The organism is Endozoicomonas sp. ALB032, from assembly GCF_049310125.1.
Lineage (GTDB): Bacteria > Pseudomonadota > Gammaproteobacteria > Pseudomonadales > Endozoicomonadaceae > Endozoicomonas_A.
This window is the reverse complement of the sequence record NZ_JBLYNW010000001.1, coordinates 6864581-6890022: the sequence shown is the minus strand read 5'-3', so window position 1 is coordinate 6890022 and position 25442 is coordinate 6864581. Positions and strand designations below refer to the sequence as shown.

General features: G+C 48.4%; 24 protein-coding genes. 9 read left to right on the top strand and 15 right to left on the bottom strand.

Annotated features, from left to right (window positions below; all coding sequences use genetic code 11):
• The first annotated feature begins 192 nt into the window (after positions 1-192).
• The gene (locus ACO6VG_RS25005) at positions 193-972 is read left to right on the top strand and encodes a TSUP family transporter (RefSeq protein WP_422134803.1); all 780 of its coding nucleotides are present in this window, start codon (positions 193-195) and stop codon (positions 970-972) included.
• A gap of 110 nt (positions 973-1082) precedes the next feature.
• Entirely contained in the window at positions 1083-2549 is a 1467-nt protein-coding gene (cls, locus tag ACO6VG_RS25000; protein WP_422134802.1) for a cardiolipin synthase, read from the top strand.
• Positions 2550-2643: 94 nt separating this feature from the next.
• Here cls and ACO6VG_RS24995 read toward each other — a convergent pair whose 3' ends face one another.
• From ACO6VG_RS24995 to ACO6VG_RS24960, 8 genes are all read right to left on the bottom strand, one after another.
• Positions 2644-3192, bottom strand: coding sequence for a DUF3299 domain-containing protein (locus tag ACO6VG_RS24995; RefSeq protein WP_422138666.1), 549 nt, complete (start codon positions 3190-3192; stop codon positions 2644-2646).
• Between the two features lies 1 nt (position 3193).
• On the bottom strand, positions 3194-4456 hold the full coding sequence (locus ACO6VG_RS24990; RefSeq protein WP_422138665.1) for an ABC transporter permease: 1263 nt from the start codon (positions 4454-4456) through the stop codon (positions 3194-3196).
• Positions 4456-5175: an ABC transporter ATP-binding protein gene (locus ACO6VG_RS24985; RefSeq protein WP_422138664.1), complete on the bottom strand. Its 720-nt coding sequence runs from the start codon at positions 5173-5175 to the stop codon at positions 4456-4458. The genes ACO6VG_RS24990 and ACO6VG_RS24985 overlap by 1 nt, the downstream gene beginning before the upstream one ends.
• Before the next feature lies 1 nt (position 5176).
• On the bottom strand, positions 5177-5884 hold the full coding sequence (locus tag ACO6VG_RS24980) for a ZrgA family zinc uptake protein (protein WP_422138663.1): 708 nt from the start codon (positions 5882-5884) through the stop codon (positions 5177-5179).
• Between the two features lie 587 nt (positions 5885-6471).
• Positions 6472-6966 (bottom strand): cytochrome b/b6 domain-containing protein, encoded by a 495-nt coding sequence (locus ACO6VG_RS24975; RefSeq protein ID WP_422476143.1) that lies wholly within the window; start codon positions 6964-6966, stop codon positions 6472-6474.
• Entirely contained in the window at positions 6959-7360 is a 402-nt protein-coding gene (locus ACO6VG_RS24970) for a cytochrome b562 (RefSeq protein ID WP_422134796.1), read from the bottom strand. Before ACO6VG_RS24970 ends, ACO6VG_RS24975 begins: the two co-directional genes overlap by 8 nt.
• Positions 7361-7516: 156 nt before the next feature.
• A complete protein-coding gene (locus tag ACO6VG_RS24965) occupies positions 7517-7966 on the bottom strand; it encodes a rhodanese-like domain-containing protein (RefSeq protein WP_422134795.1) in 450 nt (149 codons plus the stop codon).
• A 49-nt stretch (positions 7967-8015) separates the two neighbouring features.
• Positions 8016-8306: a PA4642 family protein gene (locus ACO6VG_RS24960; protein WP_422134794.1), complete on the bottom strand. Its 291-nt coding sequence runs from the start codon at positions 8304-8306 to the stop codon at positions 8016-8018.
• Positions 8307-8559: 253 nt separating this feature from the next.
• Here ACO6VG_RS24960 and ACO6VG_RS24955 point away from each other — a divergent pair, with 253 nt between their 5' ends.
• Positions 8560-9999, top strand: a complete 1440-nt coding sequence (locus ACO6VG_RS24955) for a hypothetical protein (protein WP_422476141.1) — start codon at positions 8560-8562, stop codon at positions 9997-9999.
• Between the two features lie 52 nt (positions 10000-10051).
• Here the strand turns inward: ACO6VG_RS24955 and ACO6VG_RS24950 are convergent, their stop codons facing one another.
• Positions 10052-10609, bottom strand: coding sequence for a hypoxanthine-guanine phosphoribosyltransferase (locus ACO6VG_RS24950; protein WP_422137133.1), 558 nt, complete (start codon positions 10607-10609; stop codon positions 10052-10054).
• A 291-nt stretch (positions 10610-10900) separates the two neighbouring features.
• Between ACO6VG_RS24950 and upp the strand changes: the two genes are divergently transcribed.
• Both upp and ACO6VG_RS24940 read left to right on the top strand, forming a co-directional pair.
• Positions 10901-11527, top strand: a complete 627-nt coding sequence (gene upp / locus ACO6VG_RS24945) for a uracil phosphoribosyltransferase (RefSeq protein WP_422134792.1) — start codon at positions 10901-10903, stop codon at positions 11525-11527.
• An 18-nt stretch (positions 11528-11545) separates the two neighbouring features.
• Complete coding sequence (locus ACO6VG_RS24940; RefSeq protein ID WP_422134791.1) at positions 11546-12805, top strand: uracil-xanthine permease family protein; 1260 nt, start codon at positions 11546-11548, stop codon at positions 12803-12805.
• A gap of 23 nt (positions 12806-12828) precedes the next feature.
• Here ACO6VG_RS24940 and ACO6VG_RS24935 read toward each other — a convergent pair whose 3' ends face one another.
• Entirely contained in the window at positions 12829-13203 is a 375-nt protein-coding gene (locus ACO6VG_RS24935; RefSeq protein ID WP_422134790.1) for an STAS domain-containing protein, read from the bottom strand.
• Between the two features lie 250 nt (positions 13204-13453).
• A complete protein-coding gene (locus tag ACO6VG_RS24930; protein WP_422134789.1) occupies positions 13454-15064 on the bottom strand; it encodes an AbgT family transporter in 1611 nt (536 codons plus the stop codon).
• A 472-nt stretch (positions 15065-15536) separates the two neighbouring features.
• Here ACO6VG_RS24930 and ACO6VG_RS24925 point away from each other — a divergent pair, with 472 nt between their 5' ends.
• The 3 genes from ACO6VG_RS24925 (at position 15537) to ACO6VG_RS24915 (ending at position 19375) form a co-directional block, all read left to right on the top strand.
• The gene (locus tag ACO6VG_RS24925; protein ID WP_422441945.1) at positions 15537-16859 is read left to right on the top strand and encodes a hypothetical protein; all 1323 of its coding nucleotides are present in this window, start codon (positions 15537-15539) and stop codon (positions 16857-16859) included.
• A complete protein-coding gene (locus tag ACO6VG_RS24920; protein ID WP_422476139.1) occupies positions 16843-18183 on the top strand; it encodes a hypothetical protein in 1341 nt (446 codons plus the stop codon). Before ACO6VG_RS24925 ends, ACO6VG_RS24920 begins: the two co-directional genes overlap by 17 nt.
• A 136-nt stretch (positions 18184-18319) precedes the next feature.
• A complete protein-coding gene (locus ACO6VG_RS24915; RefSeq protein ID WP_422134786.1) occupies positions 18320-19375 on the top strand; it encodes an endonuclease/exonuclease/phosphatase family protein in 1056 nt (351 codons plus the stop codon).
• Positions 19376-19536: 161 nt separating this feature from the next.
• Here the strand turns inward: ACO6VG_RS24915 and gatB are convergent, their stop codons facing one another.
• The 4 genes from gatB to ACO6VG_RS24895 all read right to left on the bottom strand — a co-directional run bounded on the left by gatB (position 19537) and on the right by ACO6VG_RS24895 (position 23881).
• Positions 19537-21039, bottom strand: a complete 1503-nt coding sequence (gatB, locus tag ACO6VG_RS24910; RefSeq protein ID WP_422134785.1) for an Asp-tRNA(Asn)/Glu-tRNA(Gln) amidotransferase subunit GatB — start codon at positions 21037-21039, stop codon at positions 19537-19539.
• Positions 21040-21117: 78 nt separating this feature from the next.
• Positions 21118-22569, bottom strand: coding sequence for an Asp-tRNA(Asn)/Glu-tRNA(Gln) amidotransferase subunit GatA (gatA, locus tag ACO6VG_RS24905; protein ID WP_422476137.1), 1452 nt, complete (start codon positions 22567-22569; stop codon positions 21118-21120).
• 60 nt (positions 22570-22629) lie between these two features.
• Complete coding sequence (gatC, locus tag ACO6VG_RS24900; protein WP_317145569.1) at positions 22630-22917, bottom strand: Asp-tRNA(Asn)/Glu-tRNA(Gln) amidotransferase subunit GatC; 288 nt, start codon at positions 22915-22917, stop codon at positions 22630-22632.
• A gap of 274 nt (positions 22918-23191) precedes the next feature.
• Positions 23192-23881 (bottom strand): tellurite resistance TerB family protein, encoded by a 690-nt coding sequence (locus tag ACO6VG_RS24895; RefSeq protein ID WP_422476135.1) that lies wholly within the window; start codon positions 23879-23881, stop codon positions 23192-23194.
• A 473-nt stretch (positions 23882-24354) separates the two neighbouring features.
• On the opposite strand from ACO6VG_RS24895, the gene ACO6VG_RS24890 reads away from it, so the two are divergent.
• Positions 24355-25392, top strand: coding sequence for a rod shape-determining protein (locus ACO6VG_RS24890; RefSeq protein ID WP_317145571.1), 1038 nt, complete (start codon positions 24355-24357; stop codon positions 25390-25392).
• Positions 25393-25442: the final 50 nt, after the last annotated feature.

Genomic DNA, 25442 nt, shown 5'->3' with positions numbered 1-25442 from the left:
TGAGCATGAAGTTATTTGTGTGAATGTTTATCTGTTGTCATTGCGGATAGCCAGGCACTCAAAACATCAAGATAATCTCATTCGTGTTTGGATTCGATCCAATAAAAAAAGACATTTCGTCATTAAAGAAAAAACGTTTGGGTTATTTGCTGGACGACAAAGACCTGACGCATCATAAAGTTGAGGCCTGTTTTGGATTTTGTATTTACTCTTGATTGGGGGTTATTGCTGTTTTTTGTTGCGATTCTGGCTGGTTTTGTTGACTCCATTGCAGGCGGCGGCGGATTGATTACAGTCCCCGCGCTTCTGGCGGTGGGGCTTTCTCCGGCACAGGCTCTGGCGACCAATAAATTACAGTCAACAGGCGGCTCTTTCTCTGCCAGTGTTTATTTTATTCGAAGAGGGTTGGTGAATCTCAGGGAAATGCGTTTTGCCATTTTCATGACCTTTGTTGGCAGTGCCGCAGGCACGATTCTGGTTCAGTTGATTGATGCTTCGGTTTTGAAGCAGATTATTCCCTTCCTGTTATTGGGTATAGCTGCTTACTTTATTCTCTCCCCCAGTGTCCGAAATACTAAAGCTTCTTCTGCCAGAATGAGCCTGACCGCTTTTGCCTGTTCAGCAGGGTTGGGAGTCGGCTTTTATGATGGCTTCTTCGGCCCGGGCACGGGCTCTTTCTTCGCCATAGCCTTTATCAGCCTCCTTGGTTATTCCCTGACAATGGCGACGGCTCATACCAAGGTTCTGAACTGTACCAGTAATGTGGCTTCCCTGCTGTTCTTTATATTGGGTGGTCAGGTTGTCTGGGCCGTAGGGGGAATCATGCTGATAGGTCAGTTCATCGGCGCCAGACTGGGATCGAGAATGGTTGTGAAGCGTGGTCAGCAGATTATTCGTCCCATGATCGTCGTTATTTCACTGGTTATGACCGGCAAACTCATGTGGGACGAATACGGACATTTGCTGTTTTGACGTTTTTTCTGCGAAAGTGACGGTTTAGCGTTATTATAGATAGTCCTGCAGGCTCCTCGCCCTGGAGTCTTATAACTGTTTGTGAAGAATAACGTCACTCAGATATTTGAATGGACAACAGCTGGCTCAATGCATTGTTTGGGGGAATCTATCTTGCCCTGATCATCGCCTTCGGAATTCACATTATTATGCAGCGCAGGCCGGTAGGCGTGACTCTGGCCTGGGTACTGTTGCTGTTCATTCTGCCGGTAGCCGGTTTTTTCTTTTACCTGCTGTTTGGCTCAAGGCGCCTTGGGAGAAGAAGGCTCCGACGTCTGGAGAGTCTGTATCCTGACTACGAACAGTGGTCTAGCCACCTTTCGAGAGTGATTACCCAGCGGCAGCTTGAGTATCCCTCCAATACTCCTCATACAGGGATCTACAAGCTGGCGGAGCAGACCCTGGGTATTCCAGTGCTGCCTTGTAGCAAGCTTCAGCTGTTTCATGAAACCGATACCATTCTTCATGGCCTGTTACAGGACATAGAGAAAGCCAGATGCAGCATTGTACTGGAGTTTTACATCTGTGAGCCCAAGGGGCGAATCAAGGTTCTGGCAGAGGCTCTGATCAGAGCTTCACGAAGGGGTGTTGACTGTATGGTAATACTTGATGCAGTGGGCAGTCGTCAGTTTCTTCGAAGTGAGTGGGCAAGACGTTTCCGTCTGGAGGGCATCAGTGTTACCGGGTCCATGCCGGTTGGTCTTTTAAGGATGCTGTTTGAGCGCCTTGATATTCGCAACCATCGCAAAATTCTCGTGATTGATGATGAAATTGCTTGGAGTGGCAGCTTTAACCTGGTCGATCCTGTTCATTTTCGTCAGAAGGCTAATGTCGGACAATGGATCGACGCCATGGTCAGGGTAGAAGGTATACCCGCACACGTTATGGCAGTGATTGCTCATTGGGATAAAGCGCTTGAAACGGGTGAAAAACATTCGTCGTTTAATGCTACCTACGAGTTTCCACCTTCCTGTCTTGACAGTTACACCGGTGCTGATGTTCACGTACTGCCATCAGGACCGGGTATCAACCGGGAAAGGCTCCATCAGGTTTTGCTTACCGCAATTTACGAAAGTAAGGAAGAGCTGCTGATATCTACACCTTATTTTGTTCCGGACGAATCATTGCTGACAGCCCTGAAGTCAGCGGCCATGAGAGGGGTGGACGTTCAGTTACTGGTTCCTCGCAGAAATGACTCCAGAATGGTTCACTATGCCAGTCGCTCCTATTACGAAGACCTGTTAAACGCAGGGGTGAAAATATTGCAGTTCAAGGGAGGATTGCTGCATACCAAGTGTGTTCTGGTGGACCGATCGACCATTCTTTTTGGTACTGTAAATCTGGATATGCGCAGCGTCTGGCTGAATTATGAAGTGACCATGATCATCTATGACAGAGCCTTCAGCCAAACCATGGCGACGCTTCTGGATCAGTACATGCAGAACTCCGAGCGTGTTCGTTTGTCTCTATGGAGCCGAAGGTCTGTCACCAGACGGTTTCTGGAGAGTCTTTTTCAGCTGTTAAGTCCTTTGTTGTGAAGTAAGTACCTAACCAGCAGGCCTGGTAGTTACTGCGTCGTTTAAGAACATCCATGTTTTGATCAATAAAGATTTTTAACTGAAACAGTTCGCCTTATTTATAGACTTCCAGCGAGTCAACAGTTATGGAGTAAAGGGTTTCAGTGTACTCTGAGTGAGTGGTCTCAACGTGCAGGGTTCCAACCAGCCAATACGGGATTAAGCCCGCTTCCTCAACTTTGATGCCTTTTTCTTTATTCTTGAATTTTACATAAATGGTCTGGTTAGGCGGTGGTGCTGGTACGTGGATGCAGGCACCCCTGGTTGGTACCAGCAACAGCTCCGTCGCTCTCTGGTTTTTGTCGAGGTTAAGTGGCACGAGGTATCCGGGTATTTTTACCGTGCGTTTGTCCAGTCTTGCAACGGGCGTCTTGCCCAGATTATCCAGATAGGCGATGACATCATCTTTGCTCATCTCTCCGGCCTGATAACTGTCAACGACTTTTTGATCCGGTGCAGGCATCAGCTCGTCCCAGGTGATCTCTATGACTTCTGCTTGGGTTGCAGGCTTTTCCACCGGCTTGGCCTGAACGGTGGTGACTGGCAGCAGGGCCAGCAGCGTTGTCAGTATCAGGGATTTTCCTGTTTTCATGATGATATCCATTTTAGACTCTTATGGTCAGGCCATCGGCAAGAGAGTTTTTGTAGGCGCGCCAGGCCGGGATTATGCCCAAAACAATGGCGCAGACAATGATCATTCCGGCCAATGACCATTCAAAGGTGCCCGGAGCACTGATGGCCAGGTGCAGCCCCAGCATCTGTTGCACAACGGGCTGAATAGCGAAAAGCAGTCCATAGAGTATAAGGAAGCCCAGAAGGGTTCCTGACACCGCATAAACGACAGATTCAGTGATCATTAGCGTGAAGATATGGATCGGCCTTGCGCCAACTGAGCGGAGAATGGCCATCTCCCGGCGCCTTTCATTAAGAGAAGTGAGAATCGTAGTCAGCATGCCCATCAGACCTGCCAGGACCACCATGATGGAAACCGCCAGCAGTGCCTTTTCTGCGGTGCCAACCAGTTGCCAGAGCTCCTGAAGAGCAACACCGGGCAGAATGGCGGTCATGGCTTCCTGCCGGTATTCATTGACTTTCCTCTGGTATCGGAAAGCGGCAATACGGGATTTCAGGCCAACGAAATAGGCGGTAACACTGGCGGGCTGCAGATTCATGGCCTGTGCCTCTGCAGCGGACACCGAGAATGCGGCAATGGGTGGTGCACCACTTACCCAGTCGATATGCAGGGCTTCGATCCCCTCAAGAGAGATTAGAATTACTCTGTCCGTGGGCGTGCCCGTTGGCTTGAGAATGCCGGAAACCTTAAAAGGCTTATCATCGTGAGGCAGCAGACTCTTACTTTCTATGCCATGGCTCAGAACAATGCTGTCACCGACTTCATAGCCAAGGCTGGCAGCGACTTCAGATCCAAGTACAGCGTCGTATAAGGCATTGAAAGGTTGGCCCTCGGACAGTTGCAGTGATTCATCATCGCCGTATCGAAAATGACTGAACATGTCGTGGGAGGTGCCCACGACCCGATAGCCATGGTGGGAGTCACCCAGGGAAATGGGAACAGACCAGGCAACATCCGGGGCAGACGTCAGATCCTGATAAGTCTCCCAGGAGATATTGTTGGTGGCATTGCCAATGTGGAAAACAGAATACAACAGAAGATTGATAGAGCTGCTTCTGGCTCCCACAATCAAATCCGTACCTGATACGGTGTTGGTAAAGCTGTTTTTGGCTTCGACCCTGATACGTTCAACCCCCAATAGCAGGGCTACGCTGACAGCAATAGAAAATATAGTCAGCAAGGCGGTTGTTTTTCGGTTTTTAAGGCTCTTTAAAGCCAGGCTTAAAATCGACATCAGTCCACCTCTTTGACTTTGCTGGCCCGGTTAATTTCATTGAGCACAATGCTGCGATCAAATAACGATTCAAGGCTACGGTCGTGGCTGACGAATAGCAGGGTGTTGCCTACTGTTTCACATTCTGCGAACAGCAGATTGATGAAGGCTTCCCGGGTATCTGTGTCAAGTGCTGAAGTAGGCTCGTCGGCGATGATCAGATCAGGCTTGCCAATCAAAGCTCTGGCGGCGGCAACTCGCTGTTGCTGTCCGATACTCAGTTCTGTAGCGGGACGATGCAGTATGGATTCGTCCAGTTCCAGATGTTTAAGAAGACGTCTTGCTTCGTCCTGCTCACTGCCAGCAATACTGTCGAGATTGCTTTTGCGCTTTTTGGCAAAGCCCAAAGACAGAGTGACGTTCTCTATTACAGAGAGATAGGGAATCAGATTGAACATCTGGAAGATAAAGCCAATATGATCAGCACGGAAGCGATCGCGCTGCACCGGGGAAAAACGACTAATGTCGTTCCCCAGCACGTTGACCTGTCCCCGCTCCGGTGTAATGACGCCGCCGAGCAGTCCCAGTAGTGTGGTTTTGCCGGAACCCGATGGGCCGCGGACAAAGACCTTTTCGCCTCTGGATACAGTCAGTTCAGGAATATCCAGAACAGGTATTCCTGCTTTCCAGCTGAACTCAACAGCTGTGAGTTCAATAACGTGAGAGCGGGAGTCAGTCATCTTAGAAGCGAACCTCTGGCTTGCTCTTGGTCATTTCGGCAGCCATCTGACCTTTTTGGGTGAAGCCCTGAACACTTAAGGATTCGCTGCGCTCGAATGTTTCAAAGATTGAGGTGCTGATGGTGTTCAGCTGATTGGCATTGCCACATTCAAAGACGTACGTAGCTGAGATATCCATATGCCCGCTTTCGCTCTCATGCTCTTCATGGTTGTGTTCACCGTGATGGTCATCATGATGGTCATCAGAGGCATGCTCACCGTGATGATCGTGCTCATCATCATGGCCATGAGATGCGTGCTCATCGTGGTGATCATGCCTGTTATGATCTTTTTCATGATGTCCGTGATCGTCGTTATGAGCTTTTTCACGACCATGATCGTGATCAACAGAGCTTGAGGTAGCTTTGGCGCTAACCAGTTTGCAGGAAGCGGCAGGGGTCATGCTCCAGAGGCTGGCGGCTTCCAGCTTTTCCAGAGCTTCATGGAGCTGGTGGCGTTGTTTATCGGTAGTAATGGTCTCGAAGCCCAGCACATCATTGGCAGGCATTTTCAGTTCCAGGTGAATTTCAGAACCTTCGACTGCAAAGTTCAGTTCACCCTGTCCGTGAACATGGGCGTCAACGTGACGCTGCTCTCCATTTGCGGAATAAACAGTCAGGGACAGGACTCCGCAGGCAATACCGGCAGCCAGTTTAGTAAAAGTTTGCATAATGTCACTCGTAGAGGCACTTATCTGATAAATAGGTTTTCTGGTTTATTGATGACATCAGATAAAGGCCGGCGGAGCCCGGGTCAGCTTTTTGGTGGGGGTTTCCAGAGAAAAGGAGCGGGTTTTTTCTGCACTGTTGAAGGGAGCGAAGAACGAACGTTCTGCAGTAAACAGTGCGGGGGACGGAGGTGCCTGGGAAGTCAGTTGGCAGCCCGCTGAATGATGCTGATCCCCATGCCAGTGATCGGCATGATCATTCAGCGATAGTTGTTGGAGCAGATTGTGATAGCTAGAACTAAAGTCCTTAGGGGGATTATGCGTGTGACTGACGGAGTAATGGATAACCAGCAAATAAACGACACAAATCAGACAAAATCGAAGAGGATTTGGTCTGTGTCTGTGGGCAGTGTTTATCAGGCTTATGGTTAGCATTCAGTCATGTTATCGACACATTGGTAGTAATGGTCCGAATTATTCTCTAAAGCCCTAACAAAAAGCAATACTATAAGACACAGTCATTTGCGTTTAATCGAATTGCTTGCCGTGTACTTTAAAATGAACTTTCCTGGCTAAGCTAATGTCTGTCGTCAGAGCATTGTCTTGACCAGGTTTCGACGGGTCAGCCAGGAGGTAATGAATACTGCCAGTAAATGCAGGCCGACAAAGTAGTAGAGGCCATTCACCAGCATCGAATGCCATTCATAAACATTGTGTTCAAAGCCAAAGTCGGTATCCTGCAGCCACCCGGTAAACGCAGCCAGAGCCAGGGCAATCCACATCAGCCAGACAGCAATCGCTCCCATCGGGTTGTGGCCATTTTCACCCTGCTGCCGGGTTTTCAGCTCGTGAAGGTGCTGTTTGATGCCCGAGAATGAGGGCTTGATGTCCCCAAGGCGGGCAGGTGCCGGGGCAAAAGTCACGCCGTAAAGCAGTCTGAGTCCTACCAGGGCAAGGATGACCCAGCCAGAATACGCATGGTACTCGCTGTACCCGTCAATCAGAAAATGATTACTGAAAAAGAGTAATGCAACCGTCCAGTGAATCAACTGAACGGTTCGTGGCCATTGAAACTTTTTAGACATCGAACTTTCTGTGGTATTTCTTTCTGATGTCATTGAGCTTTTTCATTCTTTGTTTGGCCAGATCCAGATCTTTATTGTCGAGAGCAGCCTGAACCCCGGCCAGTCCGGTCAGCAGTTGATCAATGCCTTTTCGGAATTCCTCAGGCGCATCAGTGTAGCCGGTCTCCCTGGCGTTTTCGGCGTGCGTACGGAATTCAGTTAGGTAGCTCTGCATGTCTTCAATGGTTTTAGCAGAGCCGGAGCGTTTGAAATTGAAGCCCATTTTTTTCATTTCAGTGTTCAGTTCATCAGAATGACCTTCGTGGCCATGGCCATGAGCTGAAGCAGGCATGGAAGCCATCAATGAAGCGGACAGTGCCAGTGGTATAAAGAGGGCTTTGGCAAGCGATTTCATATTAACTTTCCGAATAAACATTTCGCTCGGGCATCATAATGATTCTTGCAAGAAATAAGAAGGCTAGTTGTGTAAAACTTTTTGATTTAAAGGCACTGTCACTGAAGGGCATGTCATAAAATATCCGAACACTTTCAGACATTTACCGACATAAAGTTATTCTGTTTTTCTGGTTGCCAGACTACCGCCCTGATCTTTCCAGTCTTTCAGACCTCCTCTGAAGTGCATGATGTTGGTATAACCCCGAGCCGCAGCAAAATCTGCTCCGGCAAACCAGGATGTACATTGTGGACCACCACAATAAACAACTATGGGGTAGTTTTTCAGGATGGGTAGTTGGCTCTCCAGAGTGGCTCTGTCTGTCAGAGAATAGGCATCTGGCAGGTGGCCCATGGTATAGGTCTCCCCCCTGTTAGTATCAAGAAGAAACACTTCGCCAGCATCGACTGCCTTGCGCAAGTCAGGGTAAGAGATGGCGGGGTAGTGCCTGTTGTAGGCGGCGAGCCTGTCTTCCGTGGTTGCGTTTTCTGAAGCTGTCACACTGGTGCTCAGCAGGATCGCGGCGCAAGCCAGCATACGTGGGTCTCTTAACCATGAAGTGAACATGGGGGGTCTCCGGTTTACTGCTAAAGCTCAGAGTATAGATGGCCTGTCGCTAGTTGGCTCCGAAGTTCTTTAAAGCTTGGGCATAGGGTGCGGCATGATGGTGTGTTTCCAGTAGCGATAGAAAGGTGCCGCCCTCTGGTGTCACTGGATTGATCTCCAGACTTGTTTCCGAGTAAAAGTGCAGGAATCGTTCAAAGTCCTCTACTCGCAGTGCACGATAAGCACGGGTCAGAATGTGTAGGGCGCGATCTTCTCCGGCTGGTGCCTGAAGGGTAAGCAGTTCTTTGATTCGCTCATCATTCAGCACTTCACCAATGACTTTCTGTTTGTCTTTCTTCATCGTTATTCCTGATAGCTTTTGGCTGTTTGCCGGCATTGTACACGATGGATTTTAAACTTTCAGGAATCTTAATCTTGATACTTTCACCGGGATTGTCGGAAAAGTGGCGATTATGGCATTTATAGTTGCCCAAGCCCTATTCAAGTAATCTGAATTATTCCGAAATGGTATAGATTTTTTAAATAAGCGCCTCAACTTTAGATGATACTTAATTTTACAAAGGAATAGACTGAATGAATCAGAGGTAACAAGGATGTCAGCAGCAGCAGTAGGTTCAGTTGGGGGGCAAAGTCCGGTAAAAACTGGGCAGCAGGTTTCTCAGGGTATTGAAGGAGGAGCCAGAACGAAAGCCCAGAGTATGAATCGCAGTATCGAAGTGCGTAATCATCCCAATTTTCTCCCTTCATCTCCCCCGACACACAGCAGTTCACTTCAATCACTCCCATCTGACATTTCGCTGTACGAACGAAAGAGCGAAGTAGTAGAGGGTCGAAAGCACATTGAATCAAATCATTTAGAAAAAGAGCCATCAGGCTCTGTCAGCCCAGCTAAAGAAATCACCAAACCGACCTTAAAGCAAAAGGTGGTTCACATCTTTGGCGAGTTGAAGCGTTCCTTAAAGAATGAAAACTGGAAGCCTGTTCCTCAGGATCTGATCAATAGGGTTCGCAACAATGGTTTGAGAGAAGAGCTTTCCACCAGAAATGAAAAGATAGTGCAACTGGGCGAGCTGCAAGAAAGAGCCAATGCTCTGGAGAACAAGCTGGTAAGTTTTGATAAAAAGTACGCCAAGTCACTTGCGCTTTATGCGGCACCGGAAAATCCTCCCAAAAAAGGTAAGTTTCCGGCTCCGGATGGAAAAACCTACGACTTTTCCAAGGGGCAATTTTTTGGTGACAGAGTGAAGATGTTGAATGAGTTCAAAGCTGCCTTTGATAAAGATCCTGGTTTTCAGAGTTACAACTCTGATCTTGAAGAGTTAAGAAGTATAAAAGGCAATGGAGATGAGCCAGGCAAAAAAGCTGAGCTGAAAAAGGAGATCAGGGAGCTGAGTCAATCCCTGAAACCAAGGGTTGACGCAGAGGCTGGTCAGGAAACCGAGCTTCGCCTTGGAAATCTCGATGCTCAGGTAGAGACTATTCAAATGAAAACGAAAAAGGCAATTCAGCAAAAGTCCGAAGAGTATCGAACAAATATAAAAACACTGAAAGAAGCAGTAGATAGTAAAAGAAAAGAACTGGACTCCCACAGAATGGAGAATGAGTTAAGGAAGTTCAAAATCTCGGGAGTGACACGCAAGCTCGAGGGAATCGAAAGCTCCAGACGACGGTGGCTGAATAATGTTGAGAGTAATACTCAATTGAATCCACAGCAGAAACAGCAGAGCAAAGCACGAATAGAGGCGTCATTCAGTCAGAGGAAGGTGGAGCTTCAGGAAGAGTTAAAGAGCCTTAAAAGTAAGGTAAATTCTTATCAAAGCATAAAGCAAGTGCTTCAGGAAGAATATGATCGAGCCATTGAGGCCAGGGACCACGCCGCTGAGGGCAGAGGTTTCAGAGAAAGCATAAATGAAATTCTCAATGGGGAGAGTAAAGAAATAAGAAAAATTTATGAAATGCGCAAGGCATTTCCCGGGAAAGTTGAACTTGATCGAGCTGCAATCAGAAAAGGTTTGCAGGGAAGAATAAGCTAAAAGGCGTTGAACCAGTCTACCACCGGGTAAACTGGTTCAGCTCACTCAATTTTCAGTGACCCTTCAAAGCAAAAATGCCGTTGGCATTTCGCCAGTAGCCCTGGTAATCCAGCCCATACCCAAAGATATAACGATCTTCAATTTCAAGACCAGAGAAATCTGCCTTGAGGCCGGGGCGAGCCTTGCGGTCGTGCAGCTTGTCAACCAGAACGGCGGTCAGAACCTTCTCGGCACCCTGTTCCTTGCAGAAGTCGACAATGGCGTCCAGAGTGTGGCCCTCGTCAAGAATGTCATCAACGATCAGAATTGTCCTGCCCTTCATGTCCTGTGAAGGGCGTACTTTCCAGTCCAGACGGCCACCGGTTAATTGATCACGGTAGCGTGTGGCGTGCACGTATGAGGCTTCCAGGGGGAACTGCAGGTGAGTGAGCAGCTTGCCGGTAATGACCATGCCACCATTCATTACACAGTAAACCAGTGGATTACTACCAGACAGTTGTTCTGTAATAGCGCTGCCCATATTTTTAATGGCGTCTTCTATCTGTTGTTCATTGTACAGGCAGTCAGCCTCGTTGAGGACTTGCTGGATATGGTCGAGATCAACAGACATGGGTTGGGAACCTCGTTGTAATAACTCGTCATTGGCTAACAACTGGCTTTCTCCGGAAACTGCCTGATGGGCAAGCAATGAATCGGGTTCCAGGCAGCGCAGACAAAAGTTGAACCGTGGAAAAAAGAGGGCAACGATACCTACATTAGATGTGAACAGCAAGTTATAGCTTACTTCGGTTTGCTGTGAGAAAAACTTATAGGTGGGTCATAAGGGCTGTGTAAAAATAAAAAGATTCAAGCCCGTCAAATGGGTAGAGTCAGTATTAAGTGGAAGGCATCGGGAGCTGACATGAGCGTACAAGAAATCAAGCACCCTCTGGTACAACACAAGCTGGGCATTTTACGCACCAGGGGTATCAGTACGAAAGGGTTTCGGACACTGGCTAATGAAGTGGGTTCGCTGCTAACTTACGAAGCGACCAAAGATTTTGAGCTGGAAGATCATGTTATTCATGGCTGGGCCGGAGACGTCACCGTCAAGCAGATCAAAGGTAAGAAAATTACTATTGTTCCCATTCTCAGAGCAGGTCTGGGTATGATGGATGGAGTGCTTGATCTGGTGCCGGGTGCCCGGGTCAGTGTCGTAGGTCTGTATCGGGATGAAGAAACCCTTGAGCCGGTTCCTTACTTCGAAAAGCTGGTTAAGGATATCGATGAGCGAATTGCTCTGGTATTAGACCCTATGCTGGCTACCGGTGGTTCCATGACGGCCACTATTGATATGCTCAAGAAAGCCGGCTGCAAGGAAATCCGCTGCCTTGTGCTGGTGGCGGCTCCGGAGGGTATAGAGAAAGTGCTTGAAGCTCATCCGGATGTCAAAATCTTTACTGCATCAGTAGATGATTGTTTGAATGACCACGGTTATATCATACCGGGTCTGGGCGATGCAGGAGATAAAATCTTCGGAACTAAATAGTGAAGGGAAAGGCTGATTATGACTGATATAAACCTGGCCGATGATGGAATGCCAGTATGGCGACAGATGTTGATGGGGGGGCAGATGCTGTTTGTCGCCTTCGGTGCTCTGGTACTGGTGCCCTTGTTGACCGGGTTGGATCCAAATGTTGCTTTCTTTACCGCTGGTATTGGTACGCTGATATTCCAGTTATGTACCAGACGGCAGGTGCCTATCTTTCTGGCCTCTTCTTTTGCCTTTATTGCGCCTATTACGTTTAGTGTTCAAAGTTGGGGCCTGCCTGCAACATTGGGCGGTATGATGGCAGCAGGGCTGTTTTATGTAGTGCTCAGCTTTATCATTCGCCTGCGGGGAAGCGGCATCCTTTATCGATTATTTCCTCCGGTAGTAGTGGGTCCGGTGATTATGGTCATTGGTCTCGGGCTGGCGTCTGTTGCCGTTGACATGGCCAGTGGTGATGCCAACTCATCGATTGATCCCAATACTTCCTTGTTGCTGGCGGGCGTCGCTCTGGTGACAACACTGGCCGTTTCCACCATGGCCGGCGGTATCTTCAAACTGATTCCGGTTATCTGTGGAATCGCTGTTGGTTATATTGCTGCGTTATTTATGGGGGTTGTGGATTTTCAGCCGGTTATTGATCGTCCATGGTTTGCTGTTCCTGCGTTTACGGCCCCGGAGTTTAACTGGAATGCCATTCTGTTCATGGTACCAGTCGCGATTGCGCCAGCTATTGAGCATATTGGCGATATGCTGGCGATCAGTTCGGTTACCGGTAAGAAGTACCTCGAAAAGCCCGGTCTGAAAAATACCCTGATGGGTGATGGTTTTGCCACTTCTGCTGCGGCCATGTTGGGTGGCCCTCCCAATACTACCTACTCAGAAGTCACCGGTGCGGTGATGCTGACAAAAGCTTTCAATCCCAAAATCATGACCTGGGCTGCAATCATGGCTGTTGCAGTGGCGTTTATCAGCAAAGTCGGTGGCTTTCTGGCTACGATTCCAACACCGGTGATGGGTGGAATCATGATGCTGTTATTCGGCTCTATTGCTGTTGTCGGTCTCAGTACCATGATCAAGGCTCAGGTGGATCTGAGCAAGCCACGCAATCTGGTGATTGTGTCAGTTGTTCTGGTGTTTGGTATTGGTGATCTGGCTTTGTCGATGGGTGGGTTCACTCTGAAAGGCGTTAGCCTTTGTGCCATTACTGCCGTTTTGCTGAATGCGATCTTGCCTCATGCCGACAGGGAAGATAAGTTTCAGTCTACAGATGCCTGATTGCAAGTGATCCTGTTACAAAACTAATTGAAACTGATCCTGTCCAGCTCGGTATTAGATTCTAACAGCATAGATTCAGCTTCATCCAGATCTTTGGCAATGTTGATGAATCTGGAGATGCCCGTCAGTTCCAGCAGTGAATGGATGGATCTTGAGACATTGCAAAGTGTGATGCTGTGAATCCGGGTCAATGAATTTCGCGTGTTGAGTAAGACTCTCAGGCCTTCGCTGCTGATGCTGAATAGCTGTGAACAGTCCAGAATCAGGTGGTGATTGCCCTCAAAGGTGGCGGCTTCGATGGCTCGGTCCAGCATTTGTGAGGTGGCAGCGTCCACTTTACCCCGAACTTCCAGCAGGGTGTAGTTGTAATGATCTTCCAGATTGATGGATAAGGCCATAGTCTTACTCCTTTAAAATGGCTGCTTTGTTGCGAGATATCCTAGGATCTGTTGGAAGCAATTGGTATAACAAGGTTGACAGCATTGCTGACAATTTCAGCTGAACAGCTTTTTTTCCGGCAGGTCTTTTCGTGGGTTAAGCTGTTCCGATGGAGCGGTAGGTTTGAGATTCGCTGGTGTCTCTGACTTATTTCCGAGCAATAAAAAAGGGGTGAACCATCACCCCTGTCTTAAATGTCCTGTCAGTCAGTTAGCCAGCACTGTAGAAAGTCGCTGACCCCGGTCCAACCGGCAGACCCATTACGAAGATCCAGATGAAGAACAACACACTCCAGCCAATCACAAAGAACATTGAGTAAGGCAACATCATGGAGATCAGAGTGCCAATACCGAGGTCTTTCTTATAACGTGAAGCAAAGGCAACGATCAGGCCAAAGTAGCTCATCATTGGCGTGATGATATTGGTGACTGAGTCACCGATACGGTAGGCGGCCTGAATGACTTCAGGCGCGTAGCCTACCAGCATCAGCATTGGCACAAAGATTGGTGCAGTAACGGCCCACTGCGCGGAAGCGGAGCCAATCATCAGGTTTACAAAACCACACATCAGGATGAAAACAACGAACAGTAGTGGGCCGGTCAGGCCGATGTTCTGAAGGAATTCCGCACCCAGTACCGCAAAGATGGTGCCGAGATTGGTCATGCCAAAGAAAGCAACAAACTGGGCAGCAAAGAACACCAGGACAATGTACATGCCCATGGTGCTCATGCTCTTGGACATGCAATCGATTACGTCTCTGTCATTCTTGACCGTGCCTACCGTTTTACCGTAGACAAAGCCGGGAATCGCAAAGAAGATCAGGATCATGGCAACAATGCCCTTAAGGAATGGAGAGCCCGCAACAGCACCCGTTTCAGGGTGTCTGAGAACGCCCCACTCGGGAACAATGGTGAGAGCCATAACACCCACCAAGACCAGTAATGCCATTCCAGCCCGTTTCAGGCCGCGTTTCTCAAGGTCGGTGACGTCTTCCATTTTGTCTTCAGAAAGATCAACGGAAGCTTCTGATTCGTTGTACTTGCCCAGACGAGGCTCAATGATCTTGTTGGTTACCCAGGTACCTACGAAGGTGATCAGGAATACACTGACCGACATGAAGTACCAGTTGGCTTCAGGACCCACGACATAAGCCGGGTCAATCATTCTGGCGGCCGTTTCTGTGATGCCGGAAAGCAGTGGATCAACAGTGCCCAGAAGCAGGTTAGCGCTATACCCCCCGGAAACACCGGCAAAAGCGGCAGCCAGACCGGCCAGAGGGTGTCTTCCCAGTGAGTGGAAGATCATGGCAGCCAGAGGAATAACAACCACGTAGCCCAGTTCAGCAGCGGTATTGGACAGAATACCGGCAAACACAACAATCATGGTTACGGTGTTGCGGGATGCCTTCATCACCAGGGAGCGAACCAGTGCACTTAGCAACCCGGAGTGTTCTGCAATAGCAACACCCATGAGAGCAACCAGTACGGTGCCCAGAGGAGCAAAGCCGGTGAAATTGGTAACCAGCCTGGTCACAATCATCCGCAGGCCATCACCTGTCAGCAGGTTGACAACATGGATCATGCCATCTGTTGCACGGCCTGCGGCTCCCTCCGGACGGGGGTCAACGACACTCAGTCCTGCCCATGAGGCGATACCACTGATAATAACAATACCCACAGCAAACAGGGCAAACAGGGTAATTGGATGGGGTAACAGGTTGCCAAGCCACTCTACAGTAGCGAGGAAACGATCAAAGGCGGTGCTATTATTTTTGCTATTATTTGCATCACCTGTTGGGAGAGTTTCGGACTGGTACGACATACTTCCGCTCCAAACAGTTTTAGTAGTTTTTTAGCCAGCATCTTTGCTTGTAGTTTTGATAGCCTGGCCATGAGTAACACTCATTCGTTAAATGCTTGTGATTGTGGTCGTTTAGCAAATGAATGCGACGGATGAGTCAGGCAAATGATCCTGACAAAAAGATAAGCTGGACTATATTCCCAGAAAATCTGGTCGGCATAATACTCTGAAACAGGATTTTTTTACAAATTTAGTTATAAGTATATAGTTTTTATTTGATTTGAATTTCATTTTAAAAGACGTTTGTCAATTAAGTTGAAAACCCTGAGTCCATGGTAAGCAGGTAACAGGGCTTGTTTAGGGAGGGATTTGACAATTAATTCTTCCGTGGCACGACTGATCGTGAGCTAAGGCATTTTTACGATGAATGATCAGAACCTGTTCACCTTCAATAGTACTTAGGATGTGGTTTTTGTAGATAAGGAGTCTGAGTATGGAGGCTGGATCCAGTCAATCTTTCACAGTCAGTCAACCTCTGAGGCCATCGGGCACGGGTAATGAGCTTCATTCAAGGGGGGTATCAGGTCGTTCTGCCACATTCAATACTCGCAATGTGACAAGGGCGGATAACCCTTCTTGTAAACTGACTGTTTACCTCGACAATGGCCACAGCTTTGTCAGGCTTGAAAACAAGGACAGAGGAGTAGACATTACCCGAGGTCTCTACCCAGCACGGTTTGTTGCATCGAAAGCTAATCTTCGTAATAAGCTGAGGCTGGAAGCTCTGTTCAATTCTGAGACTTTTCCCGTTAGTCCCTTGTTATTAAAACTATCCAAACCAGCTCCTGTGGAGGAAGTGCAAAAGCCTCGCGTTGCTCGTAATCAGTGTCCGGTGGTTGATAGTAATAATGATAAATTGAAATCCAAACTTTATCTGACCTATGCAGCGTCTTTGGGGGCAAAATTGGCGGGCAAAACACACGTAGGGCGAGCATTGGCGTTAATGGGTGTTCATAGAGTGCTTTTTTCGAAAATGCAGGGGCGCCTTTCAGATGAAACCTTCGGCTATGCCTATGAGGGGTTTGACAGTATCCCTAAAGTTACTTTCTTCATTTCTCAGCAAGAAGCATTGGCGGTGGAGAAGTATATCTCAGAGTATGACAATGCCTGTGATAAAGGAGAGGAAAGTTGTATCTTTCAAGGGATTGGGTTCAACTGTGTTGATTTTGCCCAGGAAGCTTTCTCAAAAACGGACTATTCCGGTCATTTTATTGAATATTTCACCCCTTCAATTTTGTCGCAGAGCGTGGGCATGGCAAGACTCTACGCAGTTGGCTGTCATCTTGTGGTCAAAAATCCCGCTTCGATAGCTGGAACACTGATGTTGGCGGTCGTGGTTGGCAAATACGCAGTTCCCAGGCTGAAGGAAGCTGTCAGGAGTGTTGGCAGTTGGATCTGTGGTTGGGTGTGGCCTGCACAGCAGGCAATCGCAGCGACACAGGTCGATGTGAGTGAGTTGAAGCGGCTTCATGGCAGCCTTCAATTAGCCAATTTATACTGCGAGGTATTCTGGGAAAATTATAGTGAAAGAGATGCTGAAGCCAGAAAGCTGATCAGCGATAGTGTTGATCTTCAGGCGCGTTTCGATGATCTGGAAGAGCTGATCAAAACAGAAGACTATAATGGAAGACATCAATCGTTTATTTATAAAGAGCTGAAAAATATTCAGGACGGCTTCACCGAATTCTTCAGGGAGGCTGCTGACATGAAGAACGCTCATAACAGCGGGGAGAGTTGGCATGGGCGCTGGGCATAGTAAACTTCAGACAGGGGCTCTGCCTCCCGGGCCGATGGATACCGGTGATCTTTCTCAATCCGGCGTCCTGTTTCGTGATTCGGCGACTTTCAATACTCGCAATGTGACAAGAGCAGATAACCCTTCCTGTAAACTGACTGTTTACCTCGACAATGGCCACAGCTTTGTCAGACTTGAAAACAAAGCCAGAGGCGTAGACATTGCTCGCGGTCTCTATCCTGTTTCGGCTACTCGGTGGGAAGTGATACCACAGAATGCAGAAGGTAGTCTTGATGATGATCATGAACTGGACTCCCTGTCTCATTCTGAGGCTCCCCCCGCTGATCCTCGAGTACCGAGAGATGAGAAACCAGACCCTGTTGACGAAGTGCTCGAGCCTTTCGTTGATCATAATCAGTGTCCTGTGCGGGAAGTTGTTGGGGATCTTGGGCGGGTTCGCAGACTCTTACTGGCCTCTGTAGTGTCTGGAGGGGCCAAGTTGGCGGGCAGAAGATCTCAGGGAAAGGTGTCGTGTTCTGTTGGAGTTGACAGATATTCATATGAAATTCTTTCCAAAACACAGCAGGGGGTTGTGTTGGATGAAGCTATCGAATTTAAAACTTATTACCATAACGAAATTAATGATATCCCTAAAGTCACTTTCTTTATCTCTCAACAGGAAGCCATAAGAGTTGAGAAGTATATCTCAGAGTACGCCGATGCCTGTGATAAAGGAGAGGAAAGTTGTATCTATCAAGGGCTTGGGTTTAATTGTGTTGATTTTGCTCAGGAAGCTTTTTCAAAAACCGGCTATCCCGGGCATTTTATTCAATACTTTACGTCTTCCCTTCTGGACCAGCATCTGGGTGTAGCGGGACTCTACGCAGGCAGCTACCATCCTCTAGTCAAAACGGCCAAATCGATAGGTGGAACCTTGATGTTGGTGGCAATAGTGGGTAAATACGTCCCTAAATTGACGGAAGCGGTAAGAAGTGTTGCTAGCTGGATGTGTGGCTGGGTCTGGCCTGAGCAGCAGGCAGTTGCAGCGACAAAGGTGGATGTGAGTGAATTGAAGCAGCTCCATGGCAGGCTTCAATCAGCCAATTTATCCTGTGAGGCGTTTTGGGAAAGCTATGAAGCAATTGATGCTGAAGCTAAAAAGCTCATCAGCAACAGTGTTGATCTTCAGACACGTTTCGATGATCTGGAAAAGTTGATCAAAACTGAAGGTTATGATGGAAGACATCAATCGTTTATTTATAAAGAGCTGCAAAATATTCAGGATGGCTTCACCGAATTCTTCAGGAAGGCTAATAATATGAAGAGTGCCAAAAACAGCCATTAATCTCCTTCTTGTGGTTCCATTTTTTACTAGTAGCTGAAGGCGTACGCCCCGGTCAGTAGCCCCTGATTTTCTTCTATGCTTTTTTTCGAGAGCTTCTATCCTGTAAATTTGATTTTCCAGTCAGTGAGCAAGCTTGATGAAAGAGTTCAGTGCCCTTCTGGCTTTACTTTTTGGGGTGAGTATCCTTGCAGTTGCAGGTTCGCCTTTGCCGGATGCTTCTGGAAAACGAAAAAGTATGGAATCCATTCCCGTCTACACCAGCCCTCCCACGACCTGTCCCTTGAGTGTCTCTGATCAGTGTTTGCCTCTTAAACTATTGACCTGGAATGTGAATCTGATGACTTCCTATGACTTTTTTGAGTTCCTGATGTGGTGGTTTGGTAGCCAGGACATGAACGATCCGGAAATGAGGGCGCAGGAAATTGCCCATTATATGAGCAAGAGGGATTATCACATTGTCTCGCTTCAGGAATTGGGTGATCAGTATCTCAGAGACGTCGTCAATGAGGGAATGAGGCAGGCAGGTTATTACATGACGCCTGTTTTGGGTGAAGGGTGGGAATGGCTGTTGTATGGCAGGCTATTCAATGGCGGGGTAGTGATTTATAGCAAGGCGCCGATTCTTGAGATGCGTGAATTTGTCTTTCCAATGCCGGCAGGCAACCAGGGGTGGTGTGCTGTCGGTGCCTGGTATATCAAGGTGCCAACCCAAAGTGGAAATTTGCATGTGTTTGGTCTCCATTTGCAAACGGTGCAAACTGATAGCGAAGATGAATACAAAGGTCTGATCAGGCACTACGATTATCTTGGGGAGATCAAGAGTAAATTGAATATACCCAGCCATGAAGCAGTCATTTACATGGGGGACTTTAATTCTGATGCGGGTAGAAAAGACGGAGAATCTGAAGGGGGTGAATATTTTCAAATCATGCTGGAAACCCTGTTCAGCCGCCAGGCAGCTGATTTTACCAATACCTCTTTGCCCTATTCCTTTGACATCCATAGCAATGGAATGGCCAAAGGAAAAGGTCCTCATCAGGGTACTCTGGATAATATTCTTTGTGACAGGAGAAATGTCTGTCCAGTGAGTGGTTACCTGAGAATTTTACAGGCCAATCAAACAAATACCCGATTAGGTGTGCTTTCGGATCATTATCCCGTTGAGGGTATCCTGTATTTCACTGAGGAATAAATCTTTAAGGTTCATATTCCTCTTCCCCGGAGGCTGTCGAAAAACTCTGGTTTCCACGCTTTCAGGTCCTGTAGGGCAAAGCGTGGGAAAGAGCTGTTGGAGTTTTGCGACTGCCTCCTTGGGGTGAGTTGGTTGATTGTCTCCGAATCGGAAAATAACTCTCAGGCGTCCAGCTTTTTCTTGAGAATCTGGTTAACCATACCTGGATTGGCTTTGCCTTTTGAGGCTTTCATGGCCTGACCCACGAAGAAGCCGATCATCTTGCCACGCTTTTCGGGAGGTGCAGCGCGATAGTTTTCGACTTGTTGGGCGTTGGCAGCAAGTACTTCATCAATCATGGATTCAATGGCGCCTGTATCGGTCACTTGCTTGAGACCTTTCTTCTCGATGATTTCATCCGCATCTTTGCCTTCGCTATTCCACAAGGCTTCAAAAACCTGTTTGGCGATCTTGCCAGAAATGGTGTTGTCCTTGATGCGGGCAATCAGGCCTGCCAGTGCTTCAGCAGAAACAGGGCTGTCTGAAATTGCAATGCTTTTGGCATTCAGGGACTTGGATACTTCACCCAGAACCCAGTTGGCAGCGAGTTTGGCGTCACCACTGATTTTCGCAGCGGTTTCAAAGAAAGTGGCCGTCGCCTGATCGCCTGACAGAATTTCAGCATCCACTTCGCTCAACCCCAGCTCTCTGACAAAGCGGGCTTTTTTGGTATCTGGCATTTCCGGCATTTCAGCACGGAGTTTTTTAAGACGACTGTCTTCTATCACAATCGGCAGCAGGTCCGGGCAGGGGAAATAACGGTAATCGTTGGCCTCTTCCTTGCTGCGCATGGAGCGGGCTTCGCCGGTGTCGCCGTTATAAAGACGGGTTTCCTGAATGACTTCGCCACCGTCTTCTATCAGATCGATCTGACGTTGCACTTCTTTCAGGATTGCTGCTTCCATGAACTTGAAGGAGTTCAGGTTCTTGGTTTCGGTGCGGGTACCAAGCTCTTTCTGACCCTTTGGGCGTACAGAGACGTTTACGTCAAAGCGCATGGAGCCTTGGGACATGTCACCATCGCAGATGCCGAGTGTGGTGACGATAGAGTGCAGTTTCCTGGCGAAGGCGACTGCTTCTTCGGCATTACGCATGTCGGGCTCTGTCACAATCTCAATCAGAGGTGTGCCAGCACGGTTGAGGTCGATACCGGTCATGCCGTGGTAATCTTCGTGCAGACTCTTGCCCGCATCTTCTTCCAGATGAGCGTGATGAATACGAACGGTTTTGGTCGAGCCGTCTTTCAGAGTAATCTCTATGTGACCTGCACCGACAATGGGCTTCTCCAGCTGAGTGGTCTGATAGCCTTTTGGCAGATCAGGATAGAAGTAGTTCTTACGTTCGAAAACGTTAACCTGGTTGATCTCGGCATCAATACCCAGACCAAACCTGATGGCCATGTTAATGGCTTCTTCGTTCACCACCGGCAGGACGCCCGGCAGGCCCAGATCGACCGCACAGGCCTGAGTGTTGGGCTCGGCGCCAAAAGCAGTAGAAGCTCCGGAGAAAATCTTGGTTTTGGTGGCCAGCTGAACGTGAATTTCCAGGCCGATAACGGTTTCCCATTGATCTGTTGACAGTGGCCAGTGATCAGTGGTCTGTTGACTCGGAGTTGTTTGAGACACTTTTCAAATCCTCGAAATGTAATCCGTTGTAAATTGTCTTTCAGGAGGTAAGTCTGAAGCACAATCTACCGCCCACTGTTAACCATTAACCGGGAACTGTTTATGAAAGTCGGTGGCCTGCTGGAAGCGGTGAGCAACGTTCAGCAGTCGGGACTCATCAAAGTGACGGCCAATCATCTGCAAACCTGCTGGTCGGCCACTGGCCATTCCGGCTGGTATCGACATGCCGGGCAGACCCGCCAGATTAACAGACAGGGTGTAAATATCGGACAGATACATGGCAACAGGGTCGTTGCTCTTCTCGCCAATGTTGAAGGCCGAGGTCGGAGCGTTAGGTCCCATGATAATGTCACACTGTTCAAAAGCATTTATAAAGTCATCACGGATCAGGCGACGAATCTTCTGGGCTTTTTTGTAGTAAGCATCGTAGTATCCTGCAGACAGTGCGTAAGTACCCACCAAAATACGACGTTTGACTTCTTCACCAAAACCTTCGCTACGGCTGCGCTTGTACATATCCATCAGGTCAACAGGATTATCACAGCGGTGACCAAAGCGGGCACCGTCAAAGCGTGACAGGTTGGAAGAAGCTTCAGCCGGTGCAATTACGTAATAAGAAGGAATGGACAGCTCCAGATTAGGCAGGCTGACTTCTTTGACCCTGGCCCCCAGCTTTTCGAATTCAGCAACGGCGTCTCGCACACATTGTTCAACTTCAGAGTCGAGGCCCGTTGAAAAATATTCTTTTGGTAAGCCAATTGTCAGACCGTCCAGAGACTCATTCAGATTGGCTGTATAATCGGGCACTTCACGATCCAGGCAGGTAGAGTCACGGTGATCGTAGCCAGCCATTACGTTCAGCATCAGGGCCGCATCTTCGGCGGTTTGTGTCATAGGGCCTGCCTGATCCAGACTGGATGCATAAGCAATCATACCGTAACGGGATACACGACCGTAGGTAGGTTTAAGGCCCGTGATACCGCAATGAGAAGCTGGCTGACGAATGGAGCCGCCAGTATCAGTGCCGGTGGCACCGGCTGCCAGTCGTGCTGCAACGCAGGCTGCAGAACCACCGGAGGAACCGCCGGGAATGGCCCGGGTATCCCAGGGGTTTTTCACAGCGCCGAAGTGACTGTTTTCGTTGGAGGAACCCATGGCGAACTCGTCCATGTTGGTTTTACCCAGCGTGACAGAGCCGACTTCCTTGAATTTTCGGGTAACCGTTGATTCATAAGGCGCTACAAAGTTGTCCAGGATTTTGGAGCCGCAGGTGGTTTTTACACCTTCTGTGCAAAACAGGTCCTTATGGGCCAGAGGAATACCCGTCAATGCCAAGGCATCGCCTGTTGCACGACGTTCGTCGGCAGCCCTGGCTTGTTTCAGTGCCAGTTCTTCGGTCACTGTTATGTAGCTGTTGTAATTGCCATCAAGCTGTTTGATTCGCTCAAGATAGAGCTGGGTCAGCTCAACACTGGACAGTTCCCCGTCGGCCAGGGCGCGGCTTTGTTCTGAGAGTGATTTATCGTACATGATTCTGGGTAATCGCTTTAAAACAGGGTAAAGGGTTGAGGTTTCTGGTATCGAGCCAGCTCACTCAATCACCTTGGGAACCAGGAAGAGTCCGTCTTCAATGGCCGGTGCACAGCTCTGCAGCTGCTCGCGATTATTCTCTTCAGACACAACGTCTTCGCGCAGGCGCTGGATGGCATCCAATGGGTGAGCCATGGGTTCAACATGATTGGTATTAACTTTCTGCATCTGGTCAACCAGTTCGAGAATGCGGCTGATGGTATTGGCAGTGGTCTCTACCTGATTGTCGTCTATGGACAAGCGCGCCAAATGGGCAAGCTTCTGAATTTCAGAGGCATCAATGGCCATGGCTATCTCCGAATTCGGGCTTTAAAAAGCGGTCATACCCAGCTTTCACCTGCTTTTTGAGGCTAAGAGAGAGCTGGACGTGAAGAATAAAGGCTAAATGTATGGGCTATGAAGGTGAATCTCAAGATGCAGTCGAGATTAATTCTTGTAGACAGAAGTCATGGGTGTCGAGTCGGTCTGGGAAGAGGTGTTGAGAAGTCAGGACCAAATCGTCAGAAGCAGGTTTGAGTCGGAACCACAAAGACGAACGGACCTTTGTGGTCCCTTCAGGGTATTACGCCGCTTGCACATGGGCTTGGGCTTCGAGTTTTTCAACCAACTCAGGCTCGAGTTTCAGCTGTCTACCCAGTTCCTCAAGATAGTTTTTTTCCATAGCATTTTGTTCATCCACAACGAGAAGGGAGGCAAGATAGACCTCAGAGGCTTCTTCAGGACCGAACACTTCATTAGCTACTTCTGCCGGATCAAGAGGTTTCTTCAATTCCTGCTGTACAAATTGATTCAGTTCTTGACTGGTTCCCATTGACTCGAAGGCTTTATAGATTCTTTCTCTTTCGACTTCATCCACGTGGCCGTCGGCTTTGGCGGCGGCAATCATCGCCATCAGAATCACCTGATTCTGCCTTTCTTCATTTTCCTGCTGCAATTCCAGATCGCTTGAGTCTTGTTGGTTATCTTCAGGCTGATTGGCCCAGCCCTTGTAGGTTTTCAGTGCTAATGCTCCCAGGGCTGCTGCACCACCCGCTTCGGCTGCTTTACCTGCCATCGTGCAGCCTTTTTTGGCGTCAAGTAGCAGAGACAAAGCACCGCCAGTCAGTGCACCTTTTCCGAAGCCAGAAAAAATAGAGCCGCCTTCTCTGTCTGATGAAGAGGTTTTCAGTTCTCCCTCAAGTTTGTGTTTACCTTCACTGATCAGGGAAGAACCTGAGCTAACAACTTGATTAAATAAACCTTTAAAATCCATAACGGCCTCCCGTTCAGATTGTGCTCATAACGGGGTTACTATACGTGTGTTCGTCTGCTTAGCATGAATAGGCGGGGTAAAGGTTTGTTAGCATCGGGTAAGGATTATCAAAAGTTTTAGTGTAAGCCATCACTAATGTCAGAAGTTCGGGCTTTTTTGTATGAAGTGCGCAAGGCATGTGATTTTTAATTGGAAACGAGTATAGCTCAAATAGTTCGAAAAAGGTGAGGAGCAGGTTCATGATTTTTTATTTTATTTCAAAATTATGAATGGCGGCCATTGAGAACGCAAGCTATCTGCATTAGGTTAATCTATGGTCTGTGTTGAATAGCTTAAGTGGCAATCCTCCATTTTGACCCTGAGTAACTCTTATTGGACCATACAGATTGCGGAATTGTTGCTTGCTCTGAGTACTGTGCATTGATAGAGTTTGCGGCATTTAAAGAAAGCCTTGAATCAAGGTAATACAGAAAATGCTGAAAAGGTTACGGGGTCTGTTTTCCAGCGATTTGTCAATCGACTTGGGAACGGCTAACACATTGGTCTATGTCCGCGAAAAGGGAATAGTCCTGAATGAGCCATCGGTTGTGGCCATTCGAAACTTGGGGCCACAGAAAAGCGTAGTCGCGGTAGGCGCTGATGCCAAGCGTATGCTGGGAAGAACACCAGGCAATATTACTGCCATCCGGCCCATGAAAGATGGTGTGATTGCAGACTTTGATGTCTGCGAGCGCATGCTTCAGCATTTTATTAACAAAGTGCATGAGAACAGTTTTATACAGCCCAGTCCTCGAGTACTTGTCTGTGTTCCCTGCAAGTCCACCAAAGTGGAACGCAGAGCCATTCGTGAATCCGTTCTGGGTGCTGGTGCCCGTGAAGTTTATCTGATTGAAGAGCCCATGGCAGCCGCTATTGGTGCTGGTTTGCCGGTAGAAGAAGCCAGTGGCTCCATGGTAGTCGATATTGGTGGTGGTACCACTGAAATTGCCATTATCTCTCTGAGCGGTGTTGTCTATTCCGAGTCTGTAAGAGTGGGTGGAGACCGTTTTGATGATGCGATCGTAACCTACGTTCGCCGCAACTATGGTAGCCTTATTGGCGACTCAACCGCTGAGCGCATCAAGCAAGAGATTGCTATTGCTTATGCCAGTGATGAGTTAATGGAAATCGACGTCCGTGGTCGTAATCTTGCTGAAGGTATTCCCCGCAGCTTTACCCTGAACAGCAGTGAAATTCTTGATGCCCTGCAGGAGTCCCTGAGTGCGATTGTTCAGGCGGTTAAAAGTGCACTGGAACAGTCTCCACCGGAACTGGCTTCCGACATTGCCGAGCGAGGTCTGGTGTTGACTGGTGGCGGTGCCTTGTTGCGTGACCTGGACAAACTGATCAGTGAAGAGACCGGCCTGCCCGTGCTGGTGGCTGAAGACCCGCTGACCTGCGTTGCCCGTGGCGGTGGTCGGGCTCTGGAAATGATGGACAAACATTGTATGGATTTACTGTCCACCGACTGAACGTCATTTGGGTTGCTTTCCAGCCAAACAACAGGCCAAGCGGTTTCCGC

What these genes read in the sequence shown, in the direction of transcription:
- cls (WP_422134802.1), top strand. Translation starts at nt 1,083, where the DNA reads ATGGACAACAGCTGGCTCAATGCATTGTTTGGGGGAATCTATCTTGCC.
- ACO6VG_RS24995 (WP_422138666.1), bottom strand. Translation starts at nt 3,192, where the DNA reads ATGGATATCATCATGAAAACAGGAAAATCCCTGATACTGACAACGCTG.
- ACO6VG_RS24990 (WP_422138665.1), bottom strand. Translation starts at nt 4,456, where the DNA reads ATGTCGATTTTAAGCCTGGCTTTAAAGAGCCTTAAAAACCGAAAAACA.
- ACO6VG_RS24985 (WP_422138664.1), bottom strand. Translation starts at nt 5,175, where the DNA reads ATGACTGACTCCCGCTCTCACGTTATTGAACTCACAGCTGTTGAGTTC.
- ACO6VG_RS24980 (WP_422138663.1), bottom strand. Translation starts at nt 5,884, where the DNA reads ATGCAAACTTTTACTAAACTGGCTGCCGGTATTGCCTGCGGAGTCCTG.
- ACO6VG_RS24975 (WP_422476143.1), bottom strand. Translation starts at nt 6,966, where the DNA reads ATGTCTAAAAAGTTTCAATGGCCACGAACCGTTCAGTTGATTCACTGG.
- ACO6VG_RS24970 (WP_422134796.1), bottom strand. Translation starts at nt 7,360, where the DNA reads ATGAAATCGCTTGCCAAAGCCCTCTTTATACCACTGGCACTGTCCGCT.
- ACO6VG_RS24965 (WP_422134795.1), bottom strand. Translation starts at nt 7,966, where the DNA reads ATGTTCACTTCATGGTTAAGAGACCCACGTATGCTGGCTTGCGCCGCG.
- ACO6VG_RS24960 (WP_422134794.1), bottom strand. Translation starts at nt 8,306, where the DNA reads ATGAAGAAAGACAAACAGAAAGTCATTGGTGAAGTGCTGAATGATGAG.
- ACO6VG_RS24955 (WP_422476141.1), top strand. Translation starts at nt 8,560, where the DNA reads ATGTCAGCAGCAGCAGTAGGTTCAGTTGGGGGGCAAAGTCCGGTAAAA.
- ACO6VG_RS24950 (WP_422137133.1), bottom strand. Translation starts at nt 10,609, where the DNA reads ATGTCTGTTGATCTCGACCATATCCAGCAAGTCCTCAACGAGGCTGAC.
- upp (WP_422134792.1), top strand. Translation starts at nt 10,901, where the DNA reads ATGAGCGTACAAGAAATCAAGCACCCTCTGGTACAACACAAGCTGGGC.
- ACO6VG_RS24940 (WP_422134791.1), top strand. Translation starts at nt 11,546, where the DNA reads ATGACTGATATAAACCTGGCCGATGATGGAATGCCAGTATGGCGACAG.
- ACO6VG_RS24935 (WP_422134790.1), bottom strand. Translation starts at nt 13,203, where the DNA reads ATGGCCTTATCCATCAATCTGGAAGATCATTACAACTACACCCTGCTG.
- ACO6VG_RS24930 (WP_422134789.1), bottom strand. Translation starts at nt 15,064, where the DNA reads ATGTCGTACCAGTCCGAAACTCTCCCAACAGGTGATGCAAATAATAGC.
- ACO6VG_RS24925 (WP_422441945.1), top strand. Translation starts at nt 15,537, where the DNA reads ATGGAGGCTGGATCCAGTCAATCTTTCACAGTCAGTCAACCTCTGAGG.
- ACO6VG_RS24920 (WP_422476139.1), top strand. Translation starts at nt 16,843, where the DNA reads ATGGGCGCTGGGCATAGTAAACTTCAGACAGGGGCTCTGCCTCCCGGG.
- ACO6VG_RS24915 (WP_422134786.1), top strand. Translation starts at nt 18,320, where the DNA reads ATGAAAGAGTTCAGTGCCCTTCTGGCTTTACTTTTTGGGGTGAGTATC.
- gatA (WP_422476137.1), bottom strand. Translation starts at nt 22,569, where the DNA reads ATGTACGATAAATCACTCTCAGAACAAAGCCGCGCCCTGGCCGACGGG.
- gatC (WP_317145569.1), bottom strand. Translation starts at nt 22,917, where the DNA reads ATGGCCATTGATGCCTCTGAAATTCAGAAGCTTGCCCATTTGGCGCGC.
- ACO6VG_RS24895 (WP_422476135.1), bottom strand. Translation starts at nt 23,881, where the DNA reads ATGGATTTTAAAGGTTTATTTAATCAAGTTGTTAGCTCAGGTTCTTCC.
- ACO6VG_RS24890 (WP_317145571.1), top strand. Translation starts at nt 24,355, where the DNA reads ATGCTGAAAAGGTTACGGGGTCTGTTTTCCAGCGATTTGTCAATCGAC.